Origin of the sequence: Spongiibacter tropicus DSM 19543 (assembly GCF_000420325.1) — a bacterium.
Taxonomy (GTDB): Bacteria; Pseudomonadota; Gammaproteobacteria; order Pseudomonadales; family Spongiibacteraceae; genus Spongiibacter; species Spongiibacter tropicus.
This window is the reverse complement of record NZ_ATUS01000005.1, coordinates 1-12,426: the sequence shown is the minus strand read 5'-3', so window position 1 is coordinate 12,426 and position 12,426 is coordinate 1. Positions and strand designations below refer to the sequence as shown.

Here is a 12,426-nt window from a genome sequence, read left to right as displayed (position 1 = left end):
TCACACAGAAAAGGAAAGACGGGGCATAGCGCCCGCAGTTGAGACGACAGCGTTTTGCATGTCGGGTGTGATAGCGCCAGGCGTATCACCACCAGCAGCGCTTGGCGTACTGGTTTTGATTTCTTTGATCAGTTGACGGCGTTGCGAGCGCGGCATGCCCGCCTTTGCCAGAATTAGATCGACCTTCGCCACGGCCCGAGCCTCGGGGCTTTCGTCTTCTTCAATGGCGTCTGATGGCAGCAGCGCGGTGGCAAAGCCTTGCTCGATGGCGGCCTGGCCGCCGATCCATGTTTCTGCATCCATCAACGTCTTGATGGCATCGATATCCTCACCGGTGCGAGCGGTGTAAATATCGGCCATCGACTGGTCGAAAGGCTCAAGGTATTCGGCAAATTCCCGCAGGTCGTTGCGGTTGCCGCAAACGCAGATCCACGCGTTGTGAATCATTAAAAACCCAGCTCGGGCAATTTGGATATCGTCGCCCGCCATCGCGATGATGGACGCCGCAGACGCCGCCAGCCCGAGAATGCGCACAGTGACGTTGCCGGGGTGCTCTTTAAGCAGGCTGTAGATCGCCAAGCCCTCGAACATATCGCCGCCCGGAGAGTTGATGTTCACCACCACGTCGCGATCGCCAATGCTGCGCAGGGCAGCGGAGATGCGCTTGGCGGTGACGCCCTCGCCGGTCCAGTAGTCTTCGCCGATAGCATCGAAAATGCTGATGCTGTTTTCGTCATTACCCGCAGCACGAACACCCGGTGACCAGCTTTCCAGCGCCTTAGGGATAAGGTCGAAACGGATGTCGCCACGACTCAGCGAAGCCTGCGGACGCAGGGCTGCAAATTTGCTATTGCTCATTGGGGAGTCCTTCAGGTTCTTGATCATCCAGCCAGGCCTTGAGCGCCGCCCGCGCCCGGTCGCCCTCTGTAGCCGCACCAATGCTGTCGAGCGGCGCCATAGCGCTCTGCACCGTAAGCACAGATGCATTGCCACCTTTGAGCGGCATATTCTCCAGCGCCCGCACTTCGTCGCGGGTGAATATGCCGTTGTTGACCATGACGGAGTAAAACGCTGCCCTGCCCGCGCTGTCGGCACGCAGCAGGCCCTCGATGGAAAACTCAACGTAGTAGCGCAGCTGCTCTGTCGGGCTAAGCAGCTCTTTGTTAACCGCCTGCTCAATGCGCGTTAGCCAAGGGCGCAGGGTAAAGGTGAGGAAGGCAATGAGCTTTTGCTCGAGCCCTGTGCCCCAGTTGCTGTCTTTATTGCCGTGACCCACCATCGACGGATCGACGCGAAACCAACGACACACTTCCTCCACCGAGAAGTTGCGCGACTCCAGTAACTGGGCGTCGCTGGGCTTGATGCCGATGACCTTGGCATCCATACCCCCTTCCAATAGCGGTGATTTACCGGCATTCAGTGCGCCCGTTACTTCTTTCAAGCTGTCGCGAAAATCTGCCCGCTGCTCTTTCTTCAGGACTTTTTCGAGAGTGAACGCAACGGTCGGCGACAAGCCGTTTTCGAAGGTTTTGTTGGAGGCTTCAGCCGCTGCCAGCGCGCTGCCAAATACCCCGGCACCGTAGGAGATCGCCGACAGCCCCCAGCGCCCATCGAGCGAAAAGCCCGGCACGTGGAACAAGCGCTCCTCAGGAATGACACGCTGCCGCCCGTTAAACTCGGTATACCGAATTTCAATTCGACTCCGAGCGTCGTACTGCAATTTGCAACGCGACGGCACCAGGAATTTCACGCCGACCAGCCGATTACCCAGGTACTGCTTTTCTGAAAAGCCATTCCCGCGCAACAGCATGGCCGCAACTTTGGCCTCCCAGTAGGTGGTGGCGGTTGACTGGGCATTGGGGCGACTATGCAACAACGGATACAGCGGGTGGCTGTCGGCCAGCTTGCGACCACCCGGCGTGCGCTCGTAGAGCCGCACCGGGATGGTTGCGATGGTTTCCGAGATCAAGCGCGTACAGGCCCATGCCGCCGATAGCGTCATTACCGTGCGCTCGTTGACGGATTGCCCCGCCGATGACTGGCCACCGCCCCACGCCGCCCAGAATGCTTCGTCGGTCAGCTCGATGGGCACACCCAGCCACCCAAGCACGGCTGATTTGATGCGGCCGGGCTTGTTCGCTCGCTTAGTCATACGATAATGGGGTCCATCAGGAAGTCGTCGATGTCATCGTCGTCGGCTGGCTGGTACACGCCGATGAAGGCGAGCAGCAACGCAACGGCGCCGTCTATTTTGCTTTCTCGGTTTTCCTTGACGGGCCGCATCATCTTGCCGTCGTCGGTTTCCTTCGCGACGACGTTGCCCATCATCCACGCGAGGCAGGGATTGCCGTCGTGGTGAATCCGGCCCGCCTTGAGCAGTCGCTCAAATTCGCGCATCGGGGCCGTGAAGTTGGTGTAGTTCTGAGCCACCTTTACCGGCTCAATTTCGTGCTGACCTTGCTGCAGGCGCTGCGCGAGGTGCGCCGCTCCGGTCGGGTCGTAGAAAACGCGCGGGATACTGAAGATCTCAGCGTCTTCTTCGATGTGCTCTTCCACTTCGGTGTAGTCGATGGTTTCACCATCGCACTCCACCAGGTGGCCGCCCTGTACCCATCCGTCGTAATGGTCGTGATCTTCCACTTTGGCTTCAGTGGTGTAGTACCGCCCAAAGAAGTAGTAGTGATCCTCGCCATCGACTTCACGCCGAAAGGCTTTGACCGCGGCGGTGAGGTCGTCGACCTCAGACAGATCCAACCCTAGCCCGCAGGTCTCACCCTCGAAGTCGTCCGGGGCCAAGCTGTGATCGGCAGCCTTGTTCCAGTAGAGCATGTTGAGCCAGGCATTCTTTGCAGTGACCCAGACGTTGAAGTGCTTGGTGAGCACAATGCTGCGCTTACGCGGACTGCGCTTTGCGTCTTCGACACGGGCACGCAGGTAGTCGATACCAACCGAGACACCCGCATTGGGGTTTGCCTTGATGATCCCGGTATCGGTCATCCACTCGGATTCGGGATCGTCGATGGTGTAGATCATCCCGTAGAGTTCGTCGTTCTGCTCACCCTCCAGCACGCGCTGCACTTCCTGCTGAGTGGCGTAACACGGCCCGGCAATGTTCGACCCCGCCGTGGTAATCATGACCAACAGTGGCTGCTCTCGCGCCCCCATGCCAGTGAGCATGGTGTCGTAGAGCGTGTCGTCCTGATGCTCATGCACCTCGTCGAGGATTGCGCAGCTAGGTGACGCCCCGTCGCCCGGCTTGCCGATGACAGGCTCAAAACGGCTGCCGTCTGGCATGGCAACGATGCGGCCATTACCGTCACGCCCAACCGAGTCACACTCCAGGCGCTTGGCATGGACGCTTACACCGTACCGGCGCCGGTAGCTGGGCTTTTTCTCGACCATCTTTTTCGCGGGGCGGAAGACTTCCCATGCTTGCTTTTCGCTGGTAGCACCGCAGTACACCTCGGCGCCGTACTCGCCATCCTCCACGAGCATGTAGAGGCCGATGATCGACGCTTTGACAGACTTGGCGTTCTTTCGCGGAACGATCAGAAATACGATGCGGAATCGGCGCAACCGCGTTGTCGCATGCACCCACCCGAAGATGCAGGCGAAGTTGAACTTCTGCCACGGCTCCAGCCTGATACGATTTGACAGACCGGTACCGCGCGCCCACTTACCCTTTACATGCGGAAAAAGCTGACCAAAGTTGATAACCCGGCAAGCCTTTTCTACATCGAAGACGTAGGGGAAATCGTCAGTGTTCTGGCGCGCCAGATCATCCACATGCCGTTGCACGGCAAGCCGCTCCCATTTGCAGGCCGGACGCTCGCCAGTGAGCACCTGCCGGCAATAAAGCTCGATGTCGGCGAGGTGGTCAGATGCCGCCGAAGTCGTCATCGTCAAACAGCGAGCCCTGCCGGTCGTTGAAACGCAGCTCGGTAGCTGGCGACAAGCCCAACTGCGCAACCAGGGAGTTCCACTTGCGCCAATCGTCGTTCAGCTGGGCCACCTCCGGTCGGCTCTTCCACTGCACGCCGTGACGGCCATGCGTTACATACGACCACTGCTCTGCATCAAGCTCGCTGCGCAGCTCATCCATGCGCACCTTCACCACACAGTACTGTGCGATGAAATCAACAAAGTGAGGCTTCAATCGGCTGAGTCGGCTCAGCTCGGGGGCAAGCCGGTTCCACACCTTGCGCTCCAACTCAGTCAACTCCGCAGGCGCCAGCTCATCAGCCTTCTGCTGGTGCAGCGCCTCATTTTCGGCAGCCTTGTCCGCACCCTCTTGAAACGCCGGGTGTTTCACCGTATTGTCATTGGGGTATCGACCCGCCATACCTCACTCCAACCACCAAACAGGTGGTGAATTTCTTTTCAATTGCCCCTAGGCAAAAATTGCACGGGGGGGGCGGTGTCAGGGGGAAAAGCTCCAAGGTTTTGCCCCACCCCTCCCCATCTGCGACTCCGCCTGGGTTTTTTCCTTGTCGCAGGCTTGGCAAATTGTCTGCAGGTTTCCGTCCGCATCCGTACCGCCATCTGCCGAGGGAATAATGTGATCGCACACGCCGTGCCGTTCGCCATGCAGCGTCACCGGCTCCAACTCACCGCGCTCCAAATGGATTTGACAAAGATAGTTGTCACGCTCAAAGATCTCGCGCCGCTTATTGCGCCACTTGCTGCCACCTCGCCCCGAAGCATTGCCAGCCCGCTTGCGCTCAAACGGCTTACGCTCAGGACACTCACCAACGTGCACCGCCTGACAGCGACCACACCAGCGACTTGCCTTACCCGGCATTACTCTACCGGCGACCCATCCAGATAGACCGGCATCCCCAAGCCATCCGGATCATCAACATCAACACAATCACCAGCCAGCAGCTCAGAGAGCACGGCCTGATTCAGCTCTACCAGCTCGCCAACCATCGCGGTTTGCCGCTCCATCGCAGCAACCAACGGCGACAGATCATGATGCACCGACATCTCAACGCCAGGCTCAAGCACCACAGAAACAAAGCCCGCTTGCTCAGCCACCAAAGCAAACTGCTCTTGCAGCCATTCACGCCGCTCAGGCGTCAGTGCGCAATCAACGCGCACCTCAATCAAACCCTTACCGTCAGCCATCACTGTCTACCGCCGCCGCGCCTTCGATGCCGGGGGATTCAGCGCCAACCGGTCCAGCCAACGCTGCGCCCGCGCCAACCATCGATAGGCGCCGTTGATAAACTCATCATCAGCCTTGCTCGGCGTCATGCCTGTCACCATCGACAAACCCTGAACCACCAACGACGCCGCACCCACAGCCGTCACGCCATAGCCCAACCAGGTACCCATCGACCCCAGCCAACCAGCCGACGCCGCCACCTGCACAACCGCCGCCGCAGCCTCTGCCGCATCAACATCCATCGCCAACGCCACTGGCACCACCAGCAACATCGCCACCAACCACAAGCACTTAACCGTGCTTGACCAAAGATTCTTCATCGTCACTCTCCCTGCCCTGCCTCTGCATTCAATGCCAGTCGCGCATCTGCCCGCGCTTTATCACGCTGAATCTTCAGCTGCTCATGCCGAAACCAAACATTCACCGCGAACGTCGCAGCACCTATCAACAAACCACCAATCGCCACCCACTCGTTGATCGTCAGACCGGCCAGCGTCGTCACCGCAGACGCTGCATAACTTCCCACTGTCGAAGCCTTGTCTGGCGACATCCACACACTCCAAAACCAAAAAAGCCCCAATACAGGGGCAACGGGGGTTACTGCTGACAGGATCCGCACCAAAACGCAGACATAAAAAAACCCAGCGCAATGGCTGGGTTCTCTCGGCGTGCACGTCTGGCGACCGTGACACAAAACTACCTCGCGCCTATCACTCCCGCAAGATGACAAAATGTCCATGCCATGTGGATAACCCCGCTAACACCAATCACCACAAGCACTTAACCCACAAAAAATAATTTCAAAAATCCCTAATTCGCGACTTGTCACGACGCCAACAACGCCGAAATCAGCCGATCCGTCTCATCGTCGTAACCCGCATCCAGCGCCTCGCCATACACCGCGGGGCGGAAATGCCGGTCAATCGACACATGCACCCGGTCCAGCCGCCGCCACAACGTCGGCACCGAAACACCCAAGCGCCCCGCCTTCTCCGCCTCCGTCAAATGCGCGCCCTCCACATACATCACCGCCAGCAGCGCCTGGTCATCCGCAGGCAAACCACCCACAAACCGATCCAACCTATCCACATCCCCACGCAGCACCGCCTGCTTTGGCCCACCTCGGCCACTCGACACCCCGCTCGCCGTCAAACCGCCGCCCAACGACGCCCGCAACACCGATGCCCGACGACCATCAGGCCGCCGCCGCGCCCGCGTATACCGCCCTAGCGCCGCGCCACCCACCCACGAAGGCGACGATGCCAGCCCAAGCGCCCCAGCCGCCTCAGCGCGCATCTCAGCCGCCCAACGCTCCAACAAACCCTGCACCCACGGAATCATTGCCACCCCCTAGGCTGCTATCGTCGCAAGCAAGCGCACCTTCACGCCTGCCGCCACGCACTCAAACACCGACCACTCAGCATCAGTCATCACCAAGCCATCGTCGATCGCACGCTCCACAAGGTCCATCGCCACGCTCAGCTCCTCGGAAGAGCGCGCCTTGCTCACCAGTAAACACAGCACCTCAAAACCCATCATCACAAACCACTCCGCATAGCCTGAATTACCGAATCACGCGCCGCTTTCGCACGCGCCCTCGCCTTGCCATCAGTTAGCCGCAAACGACGCTCAGCCAGCTCCGCATCCAGCTCAGCACTGCGTTTAGCCATTACCCGCTGCTGCCAGCCTGCATCATTGCCCTTGCCGTCAACATTTCGCGGATCATTGCCTAAGCAAAGGGCCCTAAACTCGATTGCGCCCGGGGGCCACTGGGGATAGCACTCGGCACACCGCCGCAAACCCTCTGCCAGCTGCTCACCACTCAACCCAGCCAGCGAACCGATCCACACATCGTTCGGCTCATCACCAAACTGGCTGGCAAATTTATACCCGTAGGCTTGGCTCATTTTCGGCCACAACTTCGCCGTCAATAACTCCGCCCTCTGCCTCGCTGGCGGCATGGCGTCGTCGCAGCCACTCCTCTGACTTGCGCTCAACTCGGTCAACAAGGCTCTCTCGCCCTTTGCCGCCACCTGATCGAACCTTGCTTGCTTCATTGCCAACCTCCTGCTTCCACTGCCAGCCATAGCGTCGCCACTGACCAATCACGTAATTCACAAAATGCGAAGACCACGAATGTCGAACCTCGCCTCGGTCCCGCCAATAAATTCGATAGCTTGGCAGCTTCTCCTGAGCGAACACCGGGTCAACGCCCTGCGCTCGCAGAATGCCCCACGTCTCAGAACAAGGCTCCCACTGATCAACCGATGTTTTTCCATGAGTAGGCGCGCCCAAACCCGAGGGCGAAGCCTCGCGCGCGTTATTATTATTACTTAACGGATATACGGAGGTATGGGGTTCGTCTGCCGAAACTGGTGTGGCGTCATCTATGGCGCTGCTGGTGGCGCAATGCGAACTAAAAGCCCTGTTTTTGCAGCTCTCCTTTGTCTTGTGCTTTGTCGCTCCGTTTGGGGTTCTCCCTATGGGGTTCATATGGGGTTCCTCATAAAGACGGAGCTTGGCATCACAATCAGCAAGCGGGAGTTTGAATACCAGCGGATCATTGCGCTTCTTTTTAGGCAAGCGCAAAAGCAGCCCCGACCTCACCAGGCGATCCACCTCATTGCGCACCTCGTCCTTGGTTGGCGTGTAGCGCGCACCTAAGCGACTTCCCCTGTCAGGCTCATATTCCAGAAGCTCGCGGAAACCTTGCAAGGATATTCGGCGCTGCACGCCAACAACTCCACTGGCGTAATCCATATAGGGGCGCAGGCCTAGCATGTAAAGAACGCGGGCAGAGCTAGGCATGCTGTTAAGCGCCTCCTGCTCTGCCTCAGTAAGGCGTATATGCAGCGTCATCGGCCCACCTCGGCATCGTCAAAGCAGCCAGAGTCCTGCGCGATGCACAAAATACAGCTGCGCGCATCCAGCGATCGACTGCGAATCACCTGTAAGGCATAGCGCAACTCTTCCAGCTGCCAGGCGTACTGAATACCGCTCTCAAGCCGCAGCGCCACCAAACTGGCTAGCGCCGCAACTTGCAAAAATCCCTCTTGGGCAAGGCTATTAACGTCGCGAATAGCCTCATAAAGAGCTTCGGTATCGGTTAATCCGGACGGATCTTGGGTAGGGTTTTCCATGATGGAGGCCTCGTGCAATTTGAGAGAGCCGCCACCGTCGAGGCTAATCGATTGGGTGGCAGGCGCCACAGGGTTAGCCTTACCGGGCACGAGAACCGGCGCGACCGAAGTCGCCCCTATGACGCCCACCATAAACTGCGGGCACAAAAAAAGCGCTTCGGATGAGCGCCTTTGCGCTCGTGCTCTGAACGGGAGGCTAACCCCGGTACCAGATTTTGCTGATACGGGCGCCAACATACGACAATTTATTTCACTTGGCAAATTCACTCTGTCACCCTTTGCCGCAGCTCACCATCCACATCAATAATCTGCAGCGAGCGATCTATCGCCGCTACCAACTCATCCGCCAACTGTGCATCGCAGCTCACACCCGCCGCATCACGCAGCCGGTTGCGCACCACCTCAAGGCGATTCGTCGCCACCGACTTGTACACCTGCCGCTGATAGTCCGCCTGCACCAACAACCGGCGCGACGCCTCAAGGCGCTGAGTCAGCGAATCGATCTGCTCTTGCTGGCCCATCATTATTCTCATCATGCTGCCTCTCAAACCGTGCCAACGTCTGCCGCAGCTCTGCCGCCCCACGCTCGCACACCAATGCCGCCCGCAACGCCTTTGCCGCCGCATCGCGATGCATTACCACCTCAGCCGCCAGCGTATCTGCCAGCTCAGCCAAGGCCTCAAGCGCCGGGTCGGCATCATCAGCAATCAGCCGCGCATCCGCGTACTGAACAAAATTCACCGCCCCACCGGGCTCCCGGCTGCGATACTCATTCCCCACATCCCCCAGCATCGGCACCACCTGCCCCACCAGGGGCGCGTACCAGCGCAAAGGGTCAGCGCAACCCGTAATCAACAGCCTCAACGGTAAATCCCGTGCCGCTGCGACACCGCCAGCGCATCCTCTACCGCCTGCACTCGCTCCTGCTGCGCGGCCACCGCCCGCAAACGCGACTTGCGCACCCGCGACGTCAACTCAGGCCACAGCGACAAATCGCCCAGCGCCGCCAGCGCCTTCTGGCACGTATCTGGCCGCGCCCGCCTCGGCTTCTTCAGCGCCGTCATGCCGCCACCCCATCAACTCGCTCAGTCACTGCGTATAAATTCACCACCTCCTGCGAACTGCTCTTGCGATCAGGGTCCGTCGTGGCACCAACCACCCGGCACTGCCCCAACTGCTCCATAATCCGCAGCGCATTCAACACCGCGCCCGACGCCACCTGCGGCCCAATACCCAGCCGCAGCTCATGCGCCGTCGCACCCTCCGGATACTTACTCAACTCCCGATGCACCCGGCGCTGCATCGGGGTTTTAAACGTAATACCAGACATAGCTACCCCTCCTAAGACCTCAACGAAGACGACCCTTGTCGTACCAAACGCCATCTACCAAAACGCAATCCACATCGCCCGCAGCATCAGAACTTCGGTACAGCATTCCGGTGAGGCTGGACTTGAACCAAACGCCACTCATCATTGCTAGCTCAGCATCAGCACTGGCTGCTTGGTTGCCTGCTACCCGGAGCTCCTCAACTACAACCATCCGAAGCGCCCCAACATCGACGACATAACCATCCAGCGACTTGAGCTCGACAGCCGCCCTTCTGGCCCGCCGCACCCGCTCACCCCGACGACACTGCCGAGACCGGAATCGCTTAGGCGGCGCAAGCCAGTCAGCGCGCCGCATCACAATCCGCAGCCACCGAAAAAATCGCACCAGCAATGCGCTACACTAAACATCCCGACCCACCTTTTTTTTAAGAGCCTCACCGCATGCAAACTCAACAGCTTGACGAAACGATTGAGCATTTGAATAAAGCACTGAATGCATTTGAGCCGATTGCCTCACCAACACTTCCTCAAGCGATGAAGCTACACACTCAAATGCTGAAAATGCTTCTGGACTTGCAAAAGCTGAAGGCTCAACTTCCACCGTCATAGCGCACCTCACTCCAGCCACAGCGACCTCCGCCCGACAAACAATCGGCGCGCGCATCACCCCACCCCCAAATAAAAAAGCCCGCCACCAGGGCAGGCACACAACGCCCGAGACCCGAGCTTGGAAAACACCCCACCAATTAGTGGGTAACGAATAAGAGACTGACGGCGAGGCTCAGCCGTGAGATACAGTGGACTCATGACGCGCACTTCAGCGCATCAGGCACAGAGGAAGATTGCTCATAACGCTCCGGGTACAGAATTTCCATCTCGGTCATTCCGTAGCCCGATGCCTTAGCCAGGCGCTCAGCCAGACCTTTACCGCAGGAGCCGCCAGCCAAAGCAATCTGCTTAAAGTTAGCGACAGTCGTTTTTGCTTCGCTACACACGCGAGCCAACTGCTCTTTCGATGTGCCGTGGTAGAACTGTTTTGGTGTCATAGCCTGAGAATTCCGTTATCGACAGGCAGATAATAGCGTTTTACTAATATCTGTCAATAGTGTTTTGCTGATAACGGTTAGTAATTTACTACGCTTATACTCGCCCAATGGACGCAAACACCTGTCGCCGCTTGAATATTCGCTATCTTGCTGACCACAAATACAGCAGGAATTTTGTCGCAGAAAAGTTGGGCTACATCGGCACCAACTACATCAACCAGCTCTGCGGCGGGTTCGGAAGCTTCGGATCGCGAACAGCAAGAAAAATAGAAACCGTGATCGGCCTACCAAAAGGCTGGATGGACGCCCCACACCCCGACCTTTACAGCATCAGAGACTTGGCCGAAGGCTTGGACATTGCTGAAGAGGAAATAACCGGTGCGCAGGAAACGCCCGGCGTAGGTGAGAGCAAGGGAAAATACACCATCACACCCGGCACCTCTCCAGAAGAAGAAGAACTCTTGCAAACGCTTCGGGAGGCAAGTCCTGAGGAACGCGAATATCTGATGCAGATTTTCCGGATCGCCGCTCAGCGAGGCAAAACCGGATGACCTCCGCGACATCGGCTGCGACCGCGCCTCTCAATGGCGATGCTGCACTGTCATCCATCGACACAACCCCGCCCGAGCGGTTTCCGCGTTATGCTCGTTTTATTCACTCGGGCCGCGCAGTAAAAATACTGTATAGATAAAAGGGGTATCCATTTAGCTCCACCTCTCATTTATTCCTCCTTAGCCTTCCTCACAACGACGTTCTCGTAAGTCACCGGTTCAGTTGCAACAGCCTGCTGCAACAATCGGTAAAACAACATCCCTCGCGATCTTGAAGAACGGCGATTAAATCGGAACACGAACTCATCAAGGTAAGCGTCAAGTTGTTCGGGCCGAACAGCCCCATGATGGGTGCCAAGTAGCCAGCGTTTAATCAGTGAAGCGACACGGTGTACGCCCGGCATTGAGGTATGTGCAGGCGTTTCCGAACCCAGCATGACTTTTCGATCATGCTGGTAACCGAGCTCATGTAGCTTCACATACATACCCGCGCCATCGGTGCGGACATGGCTGCCGGTTTCTATTGAGTTCTGGATAAAGGGCAGGACATTACCCTTCGTGTCATCATCAATGCGACGCAAGCGAATCCGACCGAAGCCTTGGGGCTCCTTTATCTCCACCGCAAGAATGATAAGTACGCGCTGTGTATGGCTTTTCCGCTTGCTTCTATCCCCCGGCCGGCCATCAGTCATATCCAGATAGGTCTCATCGACCTCGACCAAACCGTGCAGTTTTTCTCTACCCGGCCTGATCATCGCCCGGCGATACCGATGCAGAATCATCCAGGCTGTCTGGTAGCTTCCCAAGCCTAATACCCGCTGCAAGCCAAGCGCGCTTACACCTTGCTTCTGATTGGTCAGATACCATGCTGCCGCCAGCCACACTCGGAGTGGTGTTCTCGTCTTGCTAAAAATCGTACCGGCAGTAACAGAGCTTTGATAACGACAGTGGCGACAAATCAATCGACCGCGATTCGCTCTATGCGGCTTCCCCGCCAGGGCACAGGATGGACACACGAAGCCTTCTGGCCAACGGAGTTTTTCGAGATAAGCAAGACAGGCATCCTCAGTGGAAAACCAGTCCAGGAATGCATTCCAATTTTGGGGGTAGTCTTTGCCGGCAATCGGGGATAAAGTATGGATATCCATCCAGTAGTTATACGCTATGTGGAGCTAAATGGATACCCCTTATA

The 12,426-nt window shown here is 57.9% G+C and carries 21 protein-coding genes; 2 read left to right on the top strand and 19 right to left on the bottom strand.

From position 1 onward, the window contains the following. From G411_RS20920 to G411_RS0116295, 17 genes are all read right to left on the bottom strand, one after another. Window positions 1-858, bottom strand: a complete 858-nt coding sequence (locus G411_RS20920) for a head maturation protease, ClpP-related (protein WP_022960293.1) — start codon at window positions 856-858, stop codon at window positions 1-3. After that, entirely contained in the window at window positions 848-2,152 is a 1,305-nt protein-coding gene (locus tag G411_RS0116370; protein WP_022960292.1) for a phage portal protein, read from the bottom strand. The genes G411_RS20920 and G411_RS0116370 overlap by 11 nt, the downstream gene beginning before the upstream one ends. Then, entirely contained in the window at window positions 2,149-3,900 is a 1,752-nt protein-coding gene (locus G411_RS0116365) for a terminase large subunit (RefSeq protein ID WP_022960291.1), read from the bottom strand. Before G411_RS0116365 ends, G411_RS0116370 begins: the two co-directional genes overlap by 4 nt. Beyond that, window positions 3,878-4,342, bottom strand: a complete 465-nt coding sequence (locus G411_RS0116360) for a P27 family phage terminase small subunit (protein WP_022960290.1) — start codon at window positions 4,340-4,342, stop codon at window positions 3,878-3,880. The genes G411_RS0116365 and G411_RS0116360 overlap by 23 nt, the downstream gene beginning before the upstream one ends. 78 nt (window positions 4,343-4,420) lie before the next feature. Then, a complete protein-coding gene (locus G411_RS20915) occupies window positions 4,421-4,801 on the bottom strand; it encodes an HNH endonuclease (RefSeq protein WP_022960289.1) in 381 nt (126 codons plus the stop codon). Beyond that, window positions 4,801-5,127: a hypothetical protein gene (locus tag G411_RS0116350; RefSeq protein WP_022960288.1), complete on the bottom strand. Its 327-nt coding sequence runs from the start codon at window positions 5,125-5,127 to the stop codon at window positions 4,801-4,803. The genes G411_RS20915 and G411_RS0116350 overlap by 1 nt, the downstream gene beginning before the upstream one ends. Window positions 5,128-5,133: 6 nt before the next feature. Further along, window positions 5,134-5,487, bottom strand: a complete 354-nt coding sequence (locus G411_RS0116345; protein WP_022960287.1) for a hypothetical protein — start codon at window positions 5,485-5,487, stop codon at window positions 5,134-5,136. 2 nt (window positions 5,488-5,489) lie between these two features. After that, entirely contained in the window at window positions 5,490-5,717 is a 228-nt protein-coding gene (locus G411_RS20910) for a phage holin (RefSeq protein ID WP_022960286.1), read from the bottom strand. Window positions 5,718-5,992: 275 nt separating this feature from the next. Further along, complete coding sequence (locus G411_RS22200) at window positions 5,993-6,508, bottom strand: hypothetical protein (RefSeq protein ID WP_022960285.1); 516 nt, start codon at window positions 6,506-6,508, stop codon at window positions 5,993-5,995. Between the two features lie 9 nt (window positions 6,509-6,517). After that, window positions 6,518-6,709: a hypothetical protein gene (locus G411_RS0116330; protein ID WP_157581386.1), complete on the bottom strand. Its 192-nt coding sequence runs from the start codon at window positions 6,707-6,709 to the stop codon at window positions 6,518-6,520. Further along, window positions 6,706-7,074 (bottom strand): hypothetical protein, encoded by a 369-nt coding sequence (locus G411_RS21650; RefSeq protein ID WP_022960283.1) that lies wholly within the window; start codon window positions 7,072-7,074, stop codon window positions 6,706-6,708. Before G411_RS21650 ends, G411_RS0116330 begins: the two co-directional genes overlap by 4 nt. Further along, entirely contained in the window at window positions 7,052-8,026 is a 975-nt protein-coding gene (locus G411_RS0116320; protein ID WP_022960282.1) for a DnaT-like ssDNA-binding domain-containing protein, read from the bottom strand. The genes G411_RS21650 and G411_RS0116320 overlap by 23 nt, the downstream gene beginning before the upstream one ends. Continuing rightward, window positions 8,023-8,376: a hypothetical protein gene (locus G411_RS20895; protein ID WP_022960281.1), complete on the bottom strand. Its 354-nt coding sequence runs from the start codon at window positions 8,374-8,376 to the stop codon at window positions 8,023-8,025. Before G411_RS20895 ends, G411_RS0116320 begins: the two co-directional genes overlap by 4 nt. 194 nt (window positions 8,377-8,570) lie before the next feature. Further along, the gene (locus G411_RS20890; protein ID WP_157581384.1) at window positions 8,571-8,831 is read right to left on the bottom strand and encodes a hypothetical protein; all 261 of its coding nucleotides are present in this window, start codon (window positions 8,829-8,831) and stop codon (window positions 8,571-8,573) included. After that, a complete protein-coding gene (locus G411_RS0116305) occupies window positions 8,785-9,171 on the bottom strand; it encodes a hypothetical protein (RefSeq protein ID WP_022960279.1) in 387 nt (128 codons plus the stop codon). The genes G411_RS20890 and G411_RS0116305 overlap by 47 nt, the downstream gene beginning before the upstream one ends. Further along, window positions 9,168-9,371, bottom strand: a complete 204-nt coding sequence (locus G411_RS0116300; RefSeq protein ID WP_022960278.1) for a hypothetical protein — start codon at window positions 9,369-9,371, stop codon at window positions 9,168-9,170. Before G411_RS0116300 ends, G411_RS0116305 begins: the two co-directional genes overlap by 4 nt. Next, window positions 9,368-9,637: a hypothetical protein gene (locus G411_RS0116295; protein ID WP_022960277.1), complete on the bottom strand. Its 270-nt coding sequence runs from the start codon at window positions 9,635-9,637 to the stop codon at window positions 9,368-9,370. The genes G411_RS0116300 and G411_RS0116295 overlap by 4 nt, the downstream gene beginning before the upstream one ends. A 441-nt stretch (window positions 9,638-10,078) precedes the next feature. Here G411_RS0116295 and G411_RS22195 point away from each other — a divergent pair, with 441 nt between their 5' ends. Next, window positions 10,079-10,246, top strand: a complete 168-nt coding sequence (locus G411_RS22195; RefSeq protein ID WP_022960275.1) for a hypothetical protein — start codon at window positions 10,079-10,081, stop codon at window positions 10,244-10,246. A gap of 194 nt (window positions 10,247-10,440) precedes the next feature. On the opposite strand, the gene G411_RS0116280 is transcribed toward G411_RS22195, so the two are convergent. Then, the gene (locus G411_RS0116280; RefSeq protein ID WP_022960274.1) at window positions 10,441-10,683 is read right to left on the bottom strand and encodes a hypothetical protein; all 243 of its coding nucleotides are present in this window, start codon (window positions 10,681-10,683) and stop codon (window positions 10,441-10,443) included. Between the two features lie 107 nt (window positions 10,684-10,790). Between G411_RS0116280 and G411_RS0116275 the strand changes: the two genes are divergently transcribed. Beyond that, window positions 10,791-11,234, top strand: a complete 444-nt coding sequence (locus tag G411_RS0116275) for a hypothetical protein (RefSeq protein ID WP_022960273.1) — start codon at window positions 10,791-10,793, stop codon at window positions 11,232-11,234. A gap of 170 nt (window positions 11,235-11,404) precedes the next feature. Here the strand turns inward: G411_RS0116275 and G411_RS0116270 are convergent, their stop codons facing one another. After that, window positions 11,405-12,382 carry an IS1595 family transposase gene (locus G411_RS0116270; RefSeq protein WP_022959703.1) on the bottom strand — a complete coding sequence of 326 codons (978 nt, stop codon included), beginning with the start codon at window positions 12,380-12,382 and terminating at the stop codon, window positions 11,405-11,407. Window positions 12,383-12,426: the final 44 nt, after the last annotated feature.